Source organism: Streptomyces cahuitamycinicus, assembly GCF_002891435.1.
Taxonomy (GTDB): domain Bacteria; phylum Actinomycetota; class Actinomycetes; order Streptomycetales; family Streptomycetaceae; genus Streptomyces; species Streptomyces cahuitamycinicus.
The window spans coordinates 1-17,373 of the sequence record NZ_POUC01000151.1 but is presented as its reverse complement, the minus strand read 5'-3'; the positions used below and the strand labels follow the sequence as shown (position 1 = coordinate 17,373).

Annotated in this window: 22 protein-coding genes and 2 pseudogenes; 20 read left to right on the top strand and 4 right to left on the bottom strand. The window is 70.8% G+C overall.

Annotated features, from left to right (window positions below; translation table 11 throughout):
- The 17 genes and pseudogenes from C1J00_RS45350 to C1J00_RS20870 all read left to right on the top strand — a co-directional run.
- Positions 1 to 530 (top strand): annotated as a pseudogene (locus C1J00_RS45350) (hypothetical protein); the annotation flags it as partial.
- Positions 531 to 580: 50 nt separating this feature from the next.
- Positions 581 to 1,528 carry an SU10 major capsid protein gene (locus tag C1J00_RS20940; protein ID WP_102910600.1) on the top strand — a complete coding sequence of 316 codons (948 nt, stop codon included), beginning with the start codon at positions 581 to 583 and terminating at the stop codon, positions 1,526 to 1,528.
- Positions 1,529 to 1,545: 17 nt separating this feature from the next.
- On the top strand, positions 1,546 to 1,905 hold the full coding sequence (locus tag C1J00_RS20935; RefSeq protein ID WP_102910599.1) for a hypothetical protein: 360 nt from the start codon (positions 1,546 to 1,548) through the stop codon (positions 1,903 to 1,905).
- A gap of 14 nt (positions 1,906 to 1,919) precedes the next feature.
- On the top strand, positions 1,920 to 2,339 hold the full coding sequence (locus C1J00_RS45345) for a hypothetical protein (protein ID WP_180989628.1): 420 nt from the start codon (positions 1,920 to 1,922) through the stop codon (positions 2,337 to 2,339).
- Entirely contained in the window at positions 2,336 to 2,653 is a 318-nt protein-coding gene (locus C1J00_RS20930; protein ID WP_245936432.1) for a hypothetical protein, read from the top strand. The genes C1J00_RS45345 and C1J00_RS20930 overlap by 4 nt, the downstream gene beginning before the upstream one ends.
- Positions 2,650 to 3,000, top strand: a complete 351-nt coding sequence (locus C1J00_RS20925; protein WP_102910598.1) for a hypothetical protein — start codon at positions 2,650 to 2,652, stop codon at positions 2,998 to 3,000. Before C1J00_RS20930 ends, C1J00_RS20925 begins: the two co-directional genes overlap by 4 nt.
- A complete protein-coding gene (locus C1J00_RS20920; RefSeq protein WP_102910597.1) occupies positions 2,993 to 3,418 on the top strand; it encodes a minor capsid protein in 426 nt (141 codons plus the stop codon). Before C1J00_RS20925 ends, C1J00_RS20920 begins: the two co-directional genes overlap by 8 nt.
- Before the next feature lie 67 nt (positions 3,419 to 3,485).
- Positions 3,486 to 3,935, top strand: coding sequence for a phage tail tube protein (locus C1J00_RS20915; RefSeq protein WP_102910596.1), 450 nt, complete (start codon positions 3,486 to 3,488; stop codon positions 3,933 to 3,935).
- Positions 3,932 to 4,426: a hypothetical protein gene (locus tag C1J00_RS20910; RefSeq protein ID WP_102910595.1), complete on the top strand. Its 495-nt coding sequence runs from the start codon at positions 3,932 to 3,934 to the stop codon at positions 4,424 to 4,426. The genes C1J00_RS20915 and C1J00_RS20910 overlap by 4 nt, the downstream gene beginning before the upstream one ends.
- 264 nt (positions 4,427 to 4,690) lie before the next feature.
- Positions 4,691 to 6,709: a hypothetical protein gene (locus C1J00_RS20905; protein WP_146046219.1), complete on the top strand. Its 2,019-nt coding sequence runs from the start codon at positions 4,691 to 4,693 to the stop codon at positions 6,707 to 6,709.
- Positions 6,710 to 6,719: 10 nt separating this feature from the next.
- Positions 6,720 to 10,520 (top strand): hypothetical protein, encoded by a 3,801-nt coding sequence (locus C1J00_RS20900; protein ID WP_102910593.1) that lies wholly within the window; start codon positions 6,720 to 6,722, stop codon positions 10,518 to 10,520.
- A 10-nt stretch (positions 10,521 to 10,530) separates the two neighbouring features.
- Positions 10,531 to 10,956 carry a hypothetical protein gene (locus tag C1J00_RS20895; RefSeq protein WP_102910592.1) on the top strand — a complete coding sequence of 142 codons (426 nt, stop codon included), beginning with the start codon at positions 10,531 to 10,533 and terminating at the stop codon, positions 10,954 to 10,956.
- 61 nt (positions 10,957 to 11,017) lie between these two features.
- Complete coding sequence (locus C1J00_RS20890; RefSeq protein WP_102910591.1) at positions 11,018 to 11,245, top strand: hypothetical protein; 228 nt, start codon at positions 11,018 to 11,020, stop codon at positions 11,243 to 11,245.
- The gene (locus C1J00_RS20885) at positions 11,245 to 12,105 is read left to right on the top strand and encodes a peptidoglycan recognition protein family protein (protein ID WP_102910590.1); all 861 of its coding nucleotides are present in this window, start codon (positions 11,245 to 11,247) and stop codon (positions 12,103 to 12,105) included. The genes C1J00_RS20890 and C1J00_RS20885 overlap by 1 nt, the downstream gene beginning before the upstream one ends.
- A 2-nt stretch (positions 12,106 to 12,107) precedes the next feature.
- Positions 12,108 to 12,314: a hypothetical protein gene (locus C1J00_RS20880; protein ID WP_102910589.1), complete on the top strand. Its 207-nt coding sequence runs from the start codon at positions 12,108 to 12,110 to the stop codon at positions 12,312 to 12,314.
- A gap of 9 nt (positions 12,315 to 12,323) precedes the next feature.
- Positions 12,324 to 12,587, top strand: coding sequence for a hypothetical protein (locus C1J00_RS20875; protein ID WP_102910588.1), 264 nt, complete (start codon positions 12,324 to 12,326; stop codon positions 12,585 to 12,587).
- Positions 12,584 to 13,300 carry a collagen-like domain-containing protein gene (locus C1J00_RS20870; protein WP_102910587.1) on the top strand — a complete coding sequence of 239 codons (717 nt, stop codon included), beginning with the start codon at positions 12,584 to 12,586 and terminating at the stop codon, positions 13,298 to 13,300. Before C1J00_RS20875 ends, C1J00_RS20870 begins: the two co-directional genes overlap by 4 nt.
- 62 nt (positions 13,301 to 13,362) lie before the next feature.
- Here the strand turns inward: C1J00_RS20870 and C1J00_RS20865 are convergent, their stop codons facing one another.
- Entirely contained in the window at positions 13,363 to 14,124 is a 762-nt protein-coding gene (locus C1J00_RS20865; RefSeq protein ID WP_102910586.1) for a GntR family transcriptional regulator, read from the bottom strand.
- A 335-nt stretch (positions 14,125 to 14,459) separates the two neighbouring features.
- Between C1J00_RS20865 and C1J00_RS20860 the strand changes: the two genes are divergently transcribed.
- Both C1J00_RS20860 and C1J00_RS45340 read left to right on the top strand, forming a co-directional pair.
- Complete coding sequence (locus C1J00_RS20860) at positions 14,460 to 14,813, top strand: hypothetical protein (protein ID WP_146046218.1); 354 nt, start codon at positions 14,460 to 14,462, stop codon at positions 14,811 to 14,813.
- On the top strand, positions 14,810 to 14,974 hold the full coding sequence (locus C1J00_RS45340) for a hypothetical protein (RefSeq protein ID WP_219728366.1): 165 nt from the start codon (positions 14,810 to 14,812) through the stop codon (positions 14,972 to 14,974). Before C1J00_RS20860 ends, C1J00_RS45340 begins: the two co-directional genes overlap by 4 nt.
- A 190-nt stretch (positions 14,975 to 15,164) precedes the next feature.
- Here the strand turns inward: C1J00_RS45340 and C1J00_RS20855 are convergent, their stop codons facing one another.
- Complete coding sequence (locus C1J00_RS20855; RefSeq protein ID WP_102910584.1) at positions 15,165 to 15,401, bottom strand: helix-turn-helix domain-containing protein; 237 nt, start codon at positions 15,399 to 15,401, stop codon at positions 15,165 to 15,167.
- A gap of 226 nt (positions 15,402 to 15,627) precedes the next feature.
- Between C1J00_RS20855 and C1J00_RS20850 the strand changes: the two genes are divergently transcribed.
- Complete coding sequence (locus C1J00_RS20850) at positions 15,628 to 15,834, top strand: hypothetical protein (RefSeq protein ID WP_102910583.1); 207 nt, start codon at positions 15,628 to 15,630, stop codon at positions 15,832 to 15,834.
- A gap of 79 nt (positions 15,835 to 15,913) precedes the next feature.
- Here C1J00_RS20850 and C1J00_RS20845 read toward each other — a convergent pair.
- Positions 15,914 to 16,852, bottom strand: a pseudogene (locus C1J00_RS20845) (ComEC/Rec2 family competence protein); the annotation flags it as partial.
- The coding region (locus C1J00_RS20840) for a ComEA family DNA-binding protein (protein WP_245936431.1) at positions 16,849 to 17,373 on the bottom strand (525 nt) is incomplete at its 5' end. The pseudogene C1J00_RS20845 and the gene C1J00_RS20840, both read right to left, overlap by 4 nt.

Genomic DNA, 17,373 nt, shown 5'->3' with positions numbered 1-17,373 from the left:
CTCCTCCGGCCCCCACGCCCCCCACGGGCGGTGCTGAGCCGGACTGGAAGGCCGAGGCACGCAAGTGGGAGCAGCGCGCCAAGGACAACAAGAGCGCCGCCGACCAGCTGGAGCAGCTCAAGGCCGCCCAGATGACCGAGCAGGAGAAAGCCGTAGCTGCAGCGGAGAAGCAGGGCCGCACGGCCGCTCTCTCCGAGGCTGCGCCGCAGATCGCTCAGGCCCGGCTCGAAGCCACAGCCGCACGGGCGGGCGTCGACCTCAGCGAGTTCGCCGAGTTCATCGACGTCTCGAAGTTCCTCGACAAGGACGGCGCGGTCGACGACAAGGCCATCAAGGCCGCCGTCGACAAGTTCTCCAAGCTCGCCCCCGCCAAGGGCCCCGGCCGATCCGGCGGCGACCTCGGCGGCGGCTCCGGCCACCAGGCCCCGACCCTCGACCAGCAGATCGCCCAGGCCAAGGCCGACGGCAACTGGCGCCAGGTCATGCGCCTGGAGAGCTCCAAGCTGCCCGGCCTCGCCGCGCAGCAGTAGACCCGGGCCCGGCTGTGGCCGCGCCCCATCACCCCTGAAGGAGAGTGGCCATGGCCGGTATCACCGGGCTCGGCACGACGTACAACCTGCCCAACTACACGGGCATCCTCCACAGCCTCACCCCGGCCGACACGCCGTTCTTCAGCGCGATCGGCGGCCTGACCGGCGGCGGACAGACCAACAGCATCGAGTTCGAGTGGCAGACGTACGACCTGCGCGCCGCCGGCCAGAACGCGAAGCTGGAGGGCGCGGACGCGCCGACCGGCCAGGAGCGGGTGCGGGCGAACGTCGACAACATCGTGCAGATCCACCACGAGACGGTGGAGGTGTCCTACACCAAGCTCGCCGCGGTGCAGGCGAAGTCGGGCATCAACAACGCCGAGTCCAACCCCGTGACCAACGAGGCGGACTGGCAGATCGAGCAGATGCTCAAGCAGATGGTCCGCGACATCGAGTACAGCTTCCTGCGCGGCGTGTACAACAAGCCGGCGGACAACACGGTCGCCCGGCAGACGCGCGGCCTGCTGGAAGCGATCGTCACGAACGTGGTGGCTGGTGGGGCTGTCGCCCTGACGGAGGACATGGTCCTGGACCTGCTCCAGTCGGTGTGGGACAACGGCGGCATCCAGGAGTCGGACACCGCGACCCTGATCTGCGGCAGCGTCCAGAAGCGGGCCCTGACGAAGATCTTCATCACGGACAAGAACTATGAGGAGGCGTCCCGCACCGTCGGTGGCGTCCGCGTCCAGACGATCGAGACCGACTTCGGCACGCTCAACATCATGCTGGACCGGCACATGCCGGCCGACGCGGTCGCGGTGGCGTCACTGGAGCAGTGCATGCCGGTGTTCCAGGAGATCCCCGGCAAGGGGCATTTCTTCGCGGAGCCGCTCGCGCGGACGGGCGCGAAGGACCGCACGCAGCTGTACGGCGAGGTCGGGCTGTACTACGGCAACGAGCGCGCACACGGCAAGATCACCGGCCTGGCCACGGCCTGACCCCGAGAGGACATCTGATGACGTACGAGTTCCGTAACGACAAGTACCAGCAGCTCCAGGTGCACTGCCCGTCGGGCAAGGTCCGGTTCGTCGACGGCCGGTTCGAGACCGATGACAAGGCCCTGGCCGACGAGCTGGGCGCCCTGGACGCCGACTTCTACGGCGTGCAGCTGGTGAACGCCCCCGACGAGGGGGAGCAGGACCCGCCTGGGGATGGTGAGGGAAGCGGCAACGGGCCGGAGGAGATCAAGCCTCCGGCCCGTTCCGCGTCCAAGGCCGAGTGGCTCACCTATGCCCAGGCCGTCGACCCGGAGACGGGCGGCCTCGATGAGCTGACCAAGGACCAGCTCATCGAGCAGTACGGCTCCACCGAGTAGCGAGGGGGTGCCCGGTGGCCAGGATCTACGCCACATCGGCGGACTACCAGGAGTTCACCGGGCAGGCCCCGCCGTCGGACATCGACGCGCTTCTGGCGAAGGCCTCCAGGTTCCTGGAGGCGAACGTCTTCCGGCTGTGCTGGTACGAGGTGGACGCCGACGGTTACCCCTCGAACGCCACGGTGCGGCAGGCCTTCCGGGAAGCAACCTGCGCCCAGTCCGAGTGGTTCGACGAGATCGGCGACTCCACCGGGGCAGCCGCGGCCGGATGGGGCAGCGTCTCGCTCGGCTCCGCGCAGCTGTCCCGGTCGGTCACCAACGTCTCGGGCAACGCCTCCCCGGCGCGCGACATCGCCCCGGCGGTGGGCGACGTCCTCGGCTCCGCCGATCTGACCTGCGACATCTTCCAGCTGGGAGCGGTGGTGACCTGGTGAAGCTCCCCGGCATGTGGCTGCGCCACCAGGTGACCGTGGAGCCGTACGAGGGCAACAGCGCCGTTGGTGCGCTGTACGGCGCCCCGGTGACGGTGCGGTGCTTCCTCGAGGAGAAGAACCGGCTCGTGCGTGCCCCGGACGGCCGCGAGGTCGTCAGCTCCTCACGGTTCTTCTGCCGCCTGGACGTCGTCGACGCCCCGCCGGAGTCCCGCGTCACGCTGCCTGACGGCCGCAAGACGACCGTCATCGACCAGGCACGGCACGACGGCGGCGGGCTGCCGCTCCCGGACCACCTGGAGGTGCAGCTCCTATGACGCAGTACACGCGGATGCAGTGGCAGGGCAGCCGCCTGTGGACCTCCCGGGGTCGGCGCCTCGCCTCTGAGGGACTGCGCGAGGCCCTGGAGTTCACCCTCGGTGTCTCCAACTCCCGAGTGCCGCTGGACGAGGGCACGCTGGAGCGGTCCGGGAAGGTCGACGTCGACGGCCTGAACGGCTCGATCTCCTACGACACGATCTACGCCCGGCGCCAGCACGAAGAGCTGACCTGGAAGCATCTGCCCGGGCGGCGCGCGAAGTACCTGGAGAGCGCCATAAACGACTCCCAGGACGTCATGCTGCGGCTGATGGCCGTACCGCTGCGGAGGTGGCTGCGTGGCTGACCTCCTGGACGGCCTCGCCCGCCACCTCCAGAACAAGAGCCTGCTCACCTACGACCTCACGGGCCCGGGCGGGGACTGCTTCCTCGACGCCATGCCGCAGACGCCGGACGAAGCGGTCGTACTGACCGCGTACGACGACGCCCGCGAGCCGGACGCGAAGCTCGGCTACGACGAGCCCCGCGTGCAGGTCCGCGTGCGCGGCACCAGCGACCCGCGCGTGTCCCGGGAGCGCTGCAAGGCGATCCGTGACGAGATGCACGGCCTCGGTCCGGTCACGCTGCCGGACGGCACCCGGCTGATCCTGTCCATCGCGCTCCAGGGCGGCCCCGCCTCTCTAGGGCGCGACGAGAACGGCCGGCACGAGCACGTCTGCAACTTCCGCATGGAGATCAGGAACGTCTCCGCGCACCGCATCTGACCCACCTCACCTGTAGCCCGGGCGGCAGCGCTGCGGGCAGTTCGTCATGCCCGAAGGAGGCGCCCCCATGGCGTTGCAGAAGTACAACGCGCGCGACGTGGAGTTCGAAATCGAGGACTTCGCGACGCCCAACACGTGGATCCTGATCGACGGGATCAACACCTTCTCCAAGAGCCACGAGGAGGAGACGACCGACACCACGACCTTCGCGTCCGAGGGCCAGGCTGAGTCGCAGAAGATGCAGCTCGGCAAGCAGCTGGAGATCGAGGGCTTTCGGCTGCGGGACGACGTCACGGGCGCGCTGGACCCGGGTCAGGCGATGGTGGAGGCCCTGTCGGAGCGGCTCGGTGAGGACTCCCTCGGCCGGGTCCGGTTCGCGCACAAGGACGACGCGAACTGGCAGGTGTGGACGGCGCACGTCAACCTCGGCGACGAGGGCGGCGGCAACAACGACAAGACGTCGTGGTCGGCGACGTTCACCCGCTCCGGCGCGAACACCACGGTGGCCAAGGTATGAGCCCCGCACGCAGGCCCACGGCTGCTGGGCACGAGACGTGGGACGCGTTCTGGGCCGAGGTGTCCGGCGGCCGTACGGAGGTCATCCGCGGCGTCGAGGTGCAGGTGCCCACGGATATGCCGCTGGCGATGGAGCGGCGCATCGAGGAGCTGCGCGACTCCGAGAGGGAAGAGGACGTTGCCGAGCTGGTCGAGCTCCTCTTCGGCGCTGACGTCATGGCCGAGTGGGTGCAGGCCGGGATGGGAGCCACGGAGTTCCAGACCGTGCTCACGTGGGGCATGGCGCAGGCCGGTGGCAGGGACCTGTCCTTCGGTGAGGCGCTGGAGCTGGTTCGGAGCGGTGGCGGCGAGGGAAAAACGGTGGGCCCGAAGGGGCCGAACCGAGCGGCACGCAGGAGCGCACCCGCGAAGCCGTCCGCCGCTGGTGGTGGGCGATCGAAGCGGACTTCCAGCGGGAGTACCAGCTCAAGCCGGAAGACATCGCGCGCCTGACCCGGCGCCGCTTCTACAGCCTGCTCAGCGGCCTCAGCGGCGACGCCGTATGGCGGCAGGTCTCCAAGGACTTCGTGTCCGTCATCGACGACGACGCCCAGATCCGGGCGGCCCTGCACCGGTGATCAGCACGACAACTGAATAGCGCGCCCGGCGGGCGCCGATGGGGGGTGCATCGTGGCCCTGACCATCGGGGAGCTGGTCGGTTTCATCCGGGCCGACGACTCCGGGTTCACGCGGGGTCTGGACGCGGCCCGGCTGCGCATGCGCGGCCTCCAGCGCGACACCGACGGCCGCCTGCGGGACATCCGCGGCCGGTTCATCTCCGAAGGCGAGGCGGCCGGCCGGGGCCTGGCCGACGGCATCCGCGCGCATGCGGAGCTGGCGGCGCCGGCCGTGCGGGCGGTCGGTGCGGCGGTCGCTGCTCTCGGCGTGGGAGTGCCCGCGGTCGCTGCGGTGGGGGCCGCGCTCGGCGGTATTGCAGCCGGTGCAGCCGCCGCGGGCATCGCTGTGAAGGCGTTCACCCTGGCTGCGGGCCAGCAGTGGACGGCTGTTCAAGACGTTGCGACGCTGGCCGAGGAGGCGCAGAAGGCTGCTGCCTCCGGGGCTGCTGACGCTGCGGAGAAACAGAAGGCGTACACCGACGCCCTCAAGCAGTTGCCGCCGGCCACGCAGGAGACCGCCCGGGCGTTCGTCGGCCTCAAGGGGGACTTCAAGGCCTGGTCCGATGGCCTGAGCGGCACGACGATGCCGGTTTTCACCAAGGGCATCCAGATCCTTCGGGGGCTGCTGCCCACGCTCACTCCGTTCGTGAAGGCGGCGGCATCCGCGTTCTCCGGCTTCCTCGACGAGGTCGGAGCCGGGGTCAAGTCCGCAGGCTTCAAAGAGTGGGCCGCCGACATGGCGGCCGCCGCCGGGCCCGCGCTGTCGAACTTCCTCCAGGTGATCAAGAACCTGGCGGTGGGGTTCGGCGGGCTGCTCGGGGCGTTCCTGCCGGTCTCGGACGGCATGACCGGCGGCCTGGTCAAGATGACGGCCGCCTTCGCGAACTGGGGCTCGTCGCTGGGCGATAGTCAGGGCTTCGCGACCTTCATGCAGCTGGCGCGCGAGGGTGGCCAGACGCTCGGCACGCTGGCGTCTGCGGCGCTTCAGGTGGTCTCGGCGCTGTCTCCGCTGATCGGGATCACGGCCACGATCGCGGTTGGGCTCGCGACGCTGATCAACACGATTCCCCCGGGCGTGCTGACGGGCATCGCTACCGGGTTCGTAGCGATCGGCTTGGCGGTCAAGGCCTACACGCTGTACACGCGGATCGCCGCGGCCGTCACGCGCGGCTGGGCGATCGCGCAAGGGCTCCTCAACACCGTGATGATGATGAACCCAGTCGGCCTGGTCATCGCCGCGATCGTGGCCCTGGTCGCCATCGTCGTCGTCGCCTACCAGAAGTCGGAGACCTTCCGGGCGGTCGTGCAGGCCGTGTGGGCGGCGGTGAAGGTCGCGATTCTGGCCGCGGTCGACGGGATCATGGCGGCGATCAACTGGCTGTCGAAGATCCCGGGCAAGGTCGCGGGCTGGTTCGGGGCCGCGAAGGACTGGGCGATCCGCAAGAACCTCGAACTGGTGGCCTGGATGACTGGGCTGCCGCGCCGGGTCGGCTCGGCGATCGCCGGACTCGCGGGCACCCTGCGGTCGGCCGCCTCGAACGCCTTCACGCGCTTCCGCCAGGTCGCGGCTGAGAAGGCGGTCGCGTTCGTGTCTCTGGTGCGGGGTTTGCCCGGGCGGGCACGGTCGGCACTGGGCAACCTCGGCGGGCTGCTGCGCGGTGCGGGCCGCGCGCTCATCCAGGGCTTCATCAACGGCATCAAGAGCATGCTCGGCAGCGTGAAGAACGCGGCGAGCGGCGTCGTGTCCGCCGCCCGGAACTTCTTCCCGTTCAGCCCCGCGAAGGAAGGCCCGTTCTCGGGCAAGGGCTACACGCTGCACTCCGGCCGGGCGCTCGCGGGCGACTTCGGCCGCGGCATCACGGACCAGCTGCCGTACCTGCGCAAGGTCATGGACAGCCTGCCCGCTCCGGCCGTGCCGGACCTGGCCGCACCCGGTGTTGGCGCGATGCCGGGCGGGGTGGCGCTGAGTGGTGTGGGGCGGCGGGAGCCGATCGTGCTGGAGGTCCGGCCCGGATCGGCTGGCCGGGTCGAGATGCTCCTGACGCACATCATCCGCGAGGTCGTCTCAGTCAAGGGCGGCGGCGACGTGCAGAAGACCTTCGGGCGAGGACGGAAGTAAGGGGGACGCCGTGGAGCTGAACCTGCGCGGTGAGCTGCACATCGGCGGCGTGTGGGTGGACGCCACCGGCAAGATCCTCAAACGGCAGGCACTGACGCACACGCGCGGGCGCCAGGACCAGGGTGCCCGCGTGGACCCGTCCGACCTGCGGCCCCTGCTCAACAACACCGACGGGAGGTATTCCCCCGACAACCCCATGGGCCCGTACTACGGCCAGTTCGGCAGGAACACGCCCTTCCGGCTCTCGCTGCGGTCCGGCCCCACGTTCCTGGAGATCCCCGAGAACGGCGGCGACGCGTCCACCCCTGACGCCGCCGCCCTCGACATCACGGGCGACATCGACGTCCGCGTGGACCTCACCCTGCTGAACTGGTTGCAGCCCCTCCCGGGCACCACCGGCATCTTCGACCTGTTCGCCAAGTACAGCGGTTCGGGCCGGTCCTGGCTGCTGGGCACCCTGAACGACACGCTGCTGTTCCGGTGGTCGCAGGACGGCACGGCCATCCTGAACGCCCAGTCCGTGCCCCTGCCCATCCCGGCCGGCGGGCGCCTGGCGCTGCGAGCCACGCTGGACGTCGACAACGGCGCCGCAGGCAGGACGATCACCTTCTACACCGCGCCCGGGCTGGACGGGCCCTGGACACAGCTCGGCTCTCCGGTCGTGCAGGCCGGCACCACCTCGATCGCCAACACCGCCACCGCGCTGAAGGTCGGGGACGCCACGGACTTCGTGTTTACCGAGGCTCTGGGGCGCATCCACAAGGCGGAAGTACGCAACGGGATCAACGGTGTGGTCGTCGCCGCGCCCGATTTCACCGCGCAGGCGCCCGGCACCGCCTCGTTCGTGGACTCGGCGGGCCGCACGTGGACGGTGAACGGGGGTGCCTCCATCACCAACCGCCGCACGCGGCTCTCGCACGAGTTGGCCGCGTACCCGACCCGCTGGCACCCCTCCGGTAAGCACGTGTGGGTGGAGGCCCAGACTGCGGGCATTCTGCGCCGCCTCGGCCGCGGCACCAAGGCCCTGGACTCCACGCTGCGCCGCCGTATCCCGTCGTACGGGCCGCTGGCGTACTGGCCGATGGAGGACGGGCAGACCGCCACCCAGGCGGCGTCGCCGATCGCTGGTGTCCGGCCGTTGTCCTTGTCGCGCGTGGACTGGGCGAGCGCGGACAGTCTGCCCTCATCGAACCCGCTGCCGGTGCTCGCGTCGGGTGGCGGCGAACTGCCCATGATGTACGGCCGGATTCCGGCCCCGGCCACGGCACAGACGTCGTGGCAGGTGCAGTGGATCTACCGCCTCGACCAGGCCAACACCACGCTGAACACCTACATGCGGATCCTGTCCACGGGCACGGTGCGCGAGTGGTACATCCAGCAGCGCGACACCGAGATCCGCATCATCGGCAAGGACGACGACGGCACCACGGTGTTCAGCAACAACTTCGCGACCGGCCCGGACCTCTTCGGCCAGTGGATCCAGGTCCGGTTCGAGGTGAACCAGGACGGCGCCAACGTCGACTGGCAGCTCATCTTCACCGACGTCGGCGGAGACGCCGGCGCAGCCAGCGGCACCTTCGCCGGGACCGTCGGCCGCCCAACGGCCGTCGCTTCCCCACCCGACGGCTACTCCTCCAACCTCGACGGCCTGGCGCTCGGGCACATCTCCGCGTGGGCGCCCTGGGTAGGCGGTAACGGATTCACCGCCTACCAGGGCGCCATCGAGGCATGGACGGGCGAGACGTCGGGCGAGCGCATGCGCCGCCTGGCCGCCGAGGAGAACCTGCCACTGACCGTGTGCGGTGTCGTGGCCGAGCAGGAACCGGTCGGGCCGCAGCGCCCGGACGCGATCCTCAACCTGCTCCAGGACGCGGCCGACGCCGACGGCGGGATCCTCTACGAGGACCGCGAGCGGCCCGCGCTGCGCTACCGGGACCGCGCCGGCATGTACAACCAGCGTCCGGCCCTCGTGCTGGACTACGCCGCGCCCGGGCTGGCGCCCCCGCTGGAGCCGACCGGAGACGACGACGCCACGGCGAACGACGTCACGGTCTCCCGCACGGGCGGCTCGTCGGCACGCGCGGTCCTTGAAGAGGGGGCGCTGTCGGTACAGGCGCCGCCGAACGGGGTCGGCCCGTACGACACATCGGTCACGCTGAACCTGCACGACGACGAGCAGGCCGGCCCGCAGGCCTACTGGCGGCTGCACCTGGGCACGTACGAGGGGCGCCGCTATCCGCAGGTGCACGTGATGGTGCACCAAGCGCCCGAGCTGGCGGAACAGATCCTCGCCACCGATGTCGGCGACAAGATCGTCATCCGGAATCCGCCCCGGTGGCTCGCCCCCGGCGACATCGAGCTGATCGTGGAGGGCTACGAGGAGACCTGGGCGTCGGAGTTCCAGTGGGACATCGTGTACAACTGCACGCCTGGCGCCCCGTGGGAGGTGGGAGCGGTTGAGGACCCGGAGCGTGCCCGGGCTGACACCGACCTGTCCCGCACCGCCGCGGCGATCGGGACGACGGACACCAGCGTGTACGTGGACACCCCCGTCGAGCCCGTGTGGATCAGCGCCAACCCGGCGCTGAACACCAACCCCGATTTCGCGACCGACCTGTCGGGCTGGTTCGGCAACGGGGGCGTCATCGAGCGCGTGGCCGCGCCAGAGCCGAAGCCCTTCCAGGGCGCGTGGGCCATGCGGTTCACCCCCGATGGAGTGGCGCAGTTCCCGAACGCGGGCAGCGCGACGGTGCCGGTCACCGCAGGTCAGCAGTACGTGGTGTCCGGTTGGCTCCGCTGCGCCACGAGCAGGACCGTGAACCTCAACCTCAACTGGTTCCAGGCGGGCGGCTCATACCTGTCGACCAGCGCCAACGGAATCACGGTCACGGCCGACACGTGGACGTGGTTCGAGCTGACCGCCACGGCGCCGGCCGGAGCGCTCACCGCGAACGCTGCCCCGACGGTGTCCAACTTCCCGCCGTCCGCGGATGTGCTGTGGGCGCACCAGGTCACGCTTCGGCCGGCGGGCGGCAGCCCGTTCGACTTTCCGATGGACATCCAGGCGGGCGGGGAGGTGATGACGGCTACGGCAATCGCGGATTCGGTGCGGGACGCCTTCGGCCGGACCATGGCGGGCGGCTGGGGGACGGCGGACTCCGGGCAGGCCTGGAGCACCGTGGGCAACGCCGCGGACTTCTCCGTCGGATCCGGCTACGGCGCTGTCGCGCAGCCGGCCACGGGCATCGCGCACCTCACCCTTGTGCCGGCGCCGGGCCCGGACGTCGACTTGTACATCGACGTCGCCACCTCGGTCGTGGCTGCCGGGGCGAGCCTGTTCGGTGGCCCGGTCATCCGCGCAGCCGACAACGCCAACTGGTATGGCGCCAGAATCGACTTCACCACGGCCGCCGGAATCGTGCTGACCCTGCGCAAGCGGGTGGCGAACGTCGAGACGCAGCTGGCCACCTTCACCAGTGGACTGACGCACACGGCGGGCACGTTCTACCGAATCCGTCTCCAGGCGCAGGGCACGACACTGCGGGCGAAGGTGTGGCTTGCGACCAGTCCGGAGCCGAAGACCTGGCAGGTCCAGGCGACCGATTCGGCGCTGTCGGCCGCGGCCGGCATCGGTACCAGGTCCTTCGCGAACACCGGCAGCACGGCGGTCAACCCTCAGATCCGGTTCGACAACGTCCAGATCGTGAACCCGCAGCGGTTCTCTGTGGCCCGCAGCCGGAACGGCATCGTCAAGGCCCACCCGGCGGGGACGGACGTCCGTCTCGCCAAGCCCACCATCGTCGCTCTCTAGGAGGCCTGCTGTGACCCTGTGGCAGCCGGGAATGCTGATCACGGCCGGGAGGCTGAACGACGGCGTCGACGCGGTGACCACCGATGCTGGGCTCGTCGCCGCCACCGGGTTCGCCGTCAACGACTTCCGTGGGCAGCGCTCGGGGAAGAACGTCACGCTGGACATCTACATGCACCGCACCGGCGCGGACATCGCCGTGACTGGCGGCAACGTGCCCGACACCGCCGTCTGCACGGTGCCCGTGGGGTGGCGGCCGAACAACGGCACGCTCAACGGCTCGTGGGACGACGGGACTGCCGGCGGCGGGTTCGTCATCGGTAACGACGGTGTGTGCACGCTGCGCACGTCCAACGGCTCGTTGATCCGGGGGGACGCCACGGCGCCTACGGGCCAGGGGGCGAACCTGCGCCTGCACGCCGACTTCATCCTCGTCTAGATCCTGATCGTTTCCTGCCCCGTGCCGTTTGGCCGGGGCCTTTCTCATGTCTGGAGGCCTCATGGCCGCAACGATCCACCCCGCGACAGCCCAGATGCTCGGCAACTTCCGCTTCGACCACCTCCCTGCACACCTCCAGGAGGTGAGCAGGCCGTTCCATGCCCTCGCGCACCGTCTCGCCGAGACGCTGACCGGGCCGGAGGTGACCAAGGCGCTCGACGACCTGTGGAAGGCGAAGAACTGGGCGGTCGTGGCCGCCTCCAACACAGAGCAGGAGGCGAGCAGCTGATGGCCTGGTACAAGAACGCCGTCCGGCTGGAGCTGCAGCCCGAGTCCCGTGACCAGCCGTCGATCCGTCCCACGCAGATGATCTTTCACAGCATCGTTGCGCCGTGGGACGAGCACCGCCTGTACGCGTACTGGGCGAAGAGCACGTCGCTCGAAAGCCACTTCGGTGTGGACTTCGACGGCAGCCTCGGCCAGTACCTGTCGTCCACCACCCGCGCCGACGCCAACTATCAGGCCAACCTGCGCGCGGACGGCTCCGGCGCGATCAGCGTGGAGACCGCCTCCAACACCAAGGCCTCCGACCCGTGGACGGACGAGCAGCTCGACGCCCTGGCCGACCTCGGCGTGTGGGCCCACCGCACCCACGCCGTCCCCCTGCGGGCGTGCCGCAGCGGCAGTGACCCCGGCTACGGCATCCACCGCATGTTCCCCCAGTGGTCGCCGTCCGGGACCGCCTGCCCGGGCGAGAAGCGCGCCGCGCAGTTCCGCGCCGAGCTGCTGCCCGAGATCCTCAAGCGGGCCGGGAAGCCTGCCGCCCCCGCGCCGGGTGGCACGAAGAAGCCGTCCGTCTCGCTGGCGCACATTCAGGCAGCGCAGCGCCGCGACCCGGGCCTGCCCCAGGGCGGCACCACGTACAAGGCCGAGGGCCTCATCGTCGAGACCGCGCTGTACAAGGCGGGCCTGCTCGCGAAGCGGTGGGTTGACGGCTCCCTCGGCTCCCGCACGCGGCCGGCCGTCTCGGAGTGGCAGGAGCGCTGCGGATTCCGCGGGCGCCAGCCCGGCCAGGCCGCGGACGGCTACTTCGGCAAGGAATCCCTGACACGCCTGGGCAACGCCTACGGCTTCACCGTGAAGGACTGACCATGAGACTCTCCAGCATCGCCAAGTCGATCGTCGCGGGCGTCGCGGCCGGGGCCACGGCCGCCGTCACCGCCGCACAGGACAGCGTGGTCACCACCGGCGAGGGCGTCACCATCGTCCTGGCCATCCTCGGCGCCTGGGGCATCACCTGGGCCGTGCCCAACCGCCCGACGTCCAGCCCGACCCGCTCTCTGCCGCGCGACCTGTAGGGAGCCACCTTGGACGCCACCACCCTCGGCAGCCTGCTCGTGGGCATAGGCGCAGTCGCCGCGGCCGTGGTGGCGTACCTCGGGAAGCGGGGCGAGAACGCCGTCACTGGCTACAGCTCGCTCACCAACGACCTGCAAGAGGAACGCGACGCCCTGAAAGCCGAGCGGACCGAGCTGAACGCCAAGCTCGCCGAACTGTCCGCACTCCGGGCCGCTGACCAAGCGGAGATCGCCCGGCTCCGCGCACTCATCCCACCCGGAGGACATCCGTGACCCGGACAGAGCGGGCCCTTGCCCGGCGTTGGCGCCCGGTGGCGCTGCTGTGCTGGCTGGTCGCCCTGTCCGGCGCGGTCGTCATCATCTGGGGACGCATCGACGCCGAGGCGACCGCACGGCATGAGGCGGTCGCTGAGGCGAACCGCCGTGGCGAGGCCGTCTCGACTCTCGCGACGGACGTGCGGCAGCTGCGGGCGCAGGTGCGTAGCGAGGGGCAAACTCCCGTCGCTCCCGACCCGTCTGAGGCCGTGGACGATCTACCCGAGCGGGCCGAGGTGCCCGTACCCATCCCCGGCCAGAAGGGCGACCCCGGACGGCCGGGCCAGGACGGCTCACCGGGCGCCGACGGCGAGCCGGGCAGCGCGGGGGCCCCGGGAACGCCGGGCGAGCCAGGCCAGGACGGGGCGCCCGGCCGAGACGGTGCTGACTCGACCGTGCCAGGCCCGTCCGGTCCACCAGGCGCTGACTCGACAGTTCCCGGCCCGAGCGGTCCCCCGGGGAAGGACGGCCGCGACGGCGTCGACGGCAAGGACGGCAGGGACGGCAAGGACGGCCAGACCTGCCCCGACGGCTACTCCCTCCAGGCTCCCAGCTGGGACCCTGACGCCCGCGTATGCCGCCGTGACGGCGCCCCGCCTCCGGACGAACCCGACAGTGGTGGCGGCCTGTTGTCCGCCGGCCTGGATCCGTACCGCCGCCAGTACCCGTGACGAGACTGTGAAGCGGCCCCGTTCTCCTTCGGGAGGGCGGGGCCGCTTCGTCATGTCCAGAGTCAGTTCCCTGCCGGCGCCTGCCCGTAGATGGCCACCCACCGGTCTCCGCGCATGACGACGTCTGCCGTCTCTACCGGGCGGCCGGTGGCCTGGTCGTAGTAGGTCCGCTCGACGAACAGCACCGGCCCGGGTGGGGTCATGCCGAGGGCCTGCGCCTCCTGCCGGGTGGCCATACGGGAACGCACCCGCTCGACCGGGTCGCCGACCTCGATGCCGAGGACCCGCATCCGCGCGGCCACGCCGACGCCGGCGTACGGCCCGACCTCGGGCAGGGCGACGAGCGATTGCCCGGTGAGGGCGAGGGGTTCCCACGACTCGGCGAGCTGCACGGGCCGGTCGTCGGCGAGGTACACGTAGCTGGTGTGCATGACCGGGTCGCCGGTCGTGATGCCGAGCCGGGCGGCCACGGGTTCGCTGGCCTGCTCGGTGGTGGACTCGTGCCGCCACGTCCCGACCGCGCCCTGTTCGGCAGCGCCCTGCGCGAAGGGGCTGTCCTCGCTGCGGCGTCGGTGCTGGCGGACGAGGAGTTCGGGTGTCTCGGGCCCGCGGACGTAGTGGCCGACGCCGTGCCGGGAGACGACCAGGCCGTCGTCCACGAGGGTCTTGTAGGCCCGTGAGGCAACGCTGTTGCTGCCGCCGTACTGCTGGATGAGTTGGGCGACGGATGGGAGGCGGGCGCCGGGTGCGAGTTCGCCGGTTGTGATGAGGGCGCGCAGCTCGTCAGCTACGCGCAGGTACAGCGGCGGCTCGGTGTTGCTCACTGTCCGCCTCCCTTCTGTGTGACCTGCGTGACAGAGTAGTGCTGCTCTCGCTACTCTCGTACGAGAGTCATTCTCTCGCACGAGAGTGGGGATGTGTCGTGCCTATCAGTCTGCGAGCAGCGGCTTTACGAGCCGCGCTGGAACGGGCCCTTGACGAGCCTGTCCACCTGCTCGTGCTGGAGGGCCGCCTCCGCTTCCACAGCGCAGCGCCAGACCCCCAGGACCAATCCACGTGGCGGGCCGTCATGCCCGCACTCTCCAGCGCGGATCGGTGGGGGAGCTGCGACACGACGGACGTCCCGGAAATCTGGGCCGAGATCCACGAGGGGTAGCAGATGAGCAGCACCACCGCAGGGACCACCCCACGGGCCATAGCTGAGCTGGCCGTGCCCGACCTGGCCACGCTGACCGACGCCCAGGTCGAGGGCCGCGTATGCGTCTGGGACCGCCATGAGGAGCCGCTCACCGGCGAGATGGCTGTAGACCTCGGCGAGCGCATGGCCGACGTCGACGGAACCGCATCGCCGATGCGCTGGTTCCCCCGGGGCTGTCGGCGCCATGTGGGCGAGTACTCGTACCTTGCGCTGTTCGACCACACGCTGGAGAAGTGCGAGCCGTGCAAGGGGAGCAAGACCTGTGACACCGGCAAGGCGCTGCTGCGCCTCTTCCTGCGCCGGGGGTGGCTGTGAAGTACTGCTCCCACTGTGACGAACTGATCCGCAAGGGCGAGGCCTACGACGAACAGTCCATCGACGTGGCCACGGGCCCCGGCATCACGGTCTACAGGCACCTCGAACCCTGCCGCCCCGCCGTGCCCCGGCAGACCGCACCGGTCGGCCTGGGGCGCTGACCCCCGGTGCCGGTGCGTCGCCGATCGCGCCGGCACCGGTTCCCGAGCGGCCCGCCCCGGAAATCCCCTGCGGGACGGGCCGCTCATCCAAGCTCCTGGCTGCCAGCCAGGGGGACACCCTCGTCGGTGTCGGCCTTCCATCCGAAGGGGGCGGCTGCCCGTGCCAAGGATTTACCAGGGCAGCCGCCCATCACGCCACCAGCTCGGCGAGGGGCACACCGATCGCGTCGGCGAGCCGGATGAGGGTGTCCAGGGTGGGGGATTGCTGACCCTGCTCGATGCGGACCACGGACGGCCGGTCGATCTCGGCGGCTAACGCCACGCGTTCCTGTGTGAGGTTGGCCCGGATCCTTGCGGCGCGTATGCGCTCGCCCACCTGCCGACGTCGCTGGAGGACCCAGTCGGGCGGGGGCGAGGCTGAGGGCACTCAGCAACCGTTACGGGTTCATGATCGAATGTCTGTAGGGGTTGGCCTACATTGAATGATCACGCCGAGGGAGGGAACCGTACCTCGCGCAAGGTTTCGCAGATTAAAACGTCCGTTCGGGTGACGTGATCATCCCCCTATTGACCTGCGGCAATAAGCAGATGACCATTGCGGACGGCCCCCCACACCTCCCGTCCCCCCACGCACGCCCGGCAGGTGGCACAGCATGACCGACGAGCAGTCCCGCGAGACCCTGGGGGCCCTCACTGATGTCCAGCGATCGCGCATCGACTTCGCCCGCCGCGATCTCGACTACGCACGATCCGAGGATCTCGCCCAGCTTCCGACCGCCGGCCATATCCTCATGATTGAGCGACTGCGGACCCGCCTCGACGACATACTCCAGCTGATCGACGAGGTTGCGGGAGAGTAACCGCAGCTCAGAGCCTTGATCCTCCCTCACGCGCAACGATCTTCCCTCCCTGTAACGCACCCCCCTACGCGAACTTCTCACCGGACACGGCCAGCGTGTGTGTGAGGTCGGTCTCCTTGAACGCCTCCTCCAACTCCTCGGTGATCCGCGAGGTGTCCCCCACGACCAGCCCCGGCAGCAGCGCCCGGGCGTCCGCCGGCAGTCCGTCGGTCGCCTCGCGCAGCCCGGCGCGCAGCCGCCCGGCGAGCCGCTGCGGCCCCGAGGGCTCTCCCACCACTTCCGGTTCGCCCTGGTCCCGCACCCGCAGCACCGCCGCGATCCGGTCGCCGCCCGTCATCGCGGGCGCCAGCCGGGCACTGACCCGCAGCCGCGTCGACGGCAGCAGGCCGAGCCACGGTGACGGCCCCCGCCCACCGGCCGTCCGGCCCGGAGGGGCCGCGTCCACGTCGACGATCAGCAGCACCGGTGCCCGTGTCGTCACCGCCGTGCCTCCCGCCTCCTGGACGCGCCGCACGTCGGCGTCGATCAGCACGGCCGTCGGAGCCGCGTGATCGCCCCGGGCCCTCGGCCGGGTGAGCCGCGGGTCCGATGTGAGCTCGACCTCGGCGGTAACCCTCGCGTACTCCCGCGCCAGGCCGGGCACGGGCCCCCGGCGCAGATCCGCCCCGTGCAGCCCGGCCGAGGCGGCAGCCGCGGCGACGCACAGCAGCAGGGCGGCGGCCGAGGCCCGCGGCCATGACGCCGTCCGGCGTCGCCGGGCCAACGGCAGCAGTCCGACGGCCACCAGACAGCCGATCACGATGCCGAGGACCCGTTCCGGCGCCGCGTCGAGCAGGAGCGCCGCCGTGCCCCAGGCCGCGAGGGCCGGTGGCACGAGCCGCAGGTCCGTCGGGCCTTCCTGGCGTGGACGGGCGGCGCCGAGGCGTGTGCCGGAGGAAGCGTGCACGGACGACCGGGCGGGCCGGAGACCGGACGCGGCCTCGTCCTGCCGCGACGGCGGGCCGGACAGGCTCCTCATGGCCGTACGAGGTTCCGCAGGTCGGCGAAGCGGCGGTCGCCGATGCCGTTCACCTCACGCAGTTCGTCCACGGAACGGAAGCCGCCGTGCTGCGTGCGGTAGTCGATGATGTGCTGGGCCAGCACCGGGCCGACACCCGGCAAGGTGTCGAGCTGGTCCGCGGTGGCCGTGTTGAGCGGGACCGGAGCCGCCGGGGCTGCCACCCCGCCCGCCGCCGCACCGGCCGGGCCACCGGCCGCCGTACCGCCCGCAGCGGGTCCCGCGACGGGAGCCGGTCCCCCGACGATCACCTGCTCGCCGTCCACGAGGAACCGGGCGCGGTTGAGCCCGTCGGTGTTCGTGCCCGGTTTCACCCCGCCCGCCGCGTGCAGCGCGTCCGCCACCCGCGAACCGGCCGGCAGCCGGTGGATCCCCGGTTCACGGACCTTGCCGCTGACGTCCACGACGATCGCGGCCGCCCCCGCCTTCACAGGCCCGGCGGAAGCTCCCGACGGAGCACCGGCAGCCTCCCCGGTGAGGCC

Bases quoted from the DNA above. Each gene is read 5' to 3' on its own strand.
- C1J00_RS20940 (WP_102910600.1), top strand. From the start codon at position 581: ATGGCCGGTATCACCGGGCTCGGCACGACGTACAACCTGCCCAACTAC.
- C1J00_RS20935 (WP_102910599.1), top strand. From the start codon at position 1,546: ATGACGTACGAGTTCCGTAACGACAAGTACCAGCAGCTCCAGGTGCAC.
- C1J00_RS20925 (WP_102910598.1), top strand. From the start codon at position 2,650: ATGACGCAGTACACGCGGATGCAGTGGCAGGGCAGCCGCCTGTGGACC.
- C1J00_RS20915 (WP_102910596.1), top strand. From the start codon at position 3,486: ATGGCGTTGCAGAAGTACAACGCGCGCGACGTGGAGTTCGAAATCGAG.
- C1J00_RS20910 (WP_102910595.1), top strand. From the start codon at position 3,932: ATGAGCCCCGCACGCAGGCCCACGGCTGCTGGGCACGAGACGTGGGAC.
- C1J00_RS20905 (WP_146046219.1), top strand. From the start codon at position 4,691: ATGCGCGGCCTCCAGCGCGACACCGACGGCCGCCTGCGGGACATCCGC.
- C1J00_RS20890 (WP_102910591.1), top strand. From the start codon at position 11,018: ATGGCCGCAACGATCCACCCCGCGACAGCCCAGATGCTCGGCAACTTC.
- C1J00_RS20885 (WP_102910590.1), top strand. From the start codon at position 11,245: ATGGCCTGGTACAAGAACGCCGTCCGGCTGGAGCTGCAGCCCGAGTCC.
- C1J00_RS20880 (WP_102910589.1), top strand. From the start codon at position 12,108: ATGAGACTCTCCAGCATCGCCAAGTCGATCGTCGCGGGCGTCGCGGCC.
- C1J00_RS20860 (WP_146046218.1), top strand. From the start codon at position 14,460: ATGAGCAGCACCACCGCAGGGACCACCCCACGGGCCATAGCTGAGCTG.
- C1J00_RS20850 (WP_102910583.1), top strand. From the start codon at position 15,628: ATGACCGACGAGCAGTCCCGCGAGACCCTGGGGGCCCTCACTGATGTC.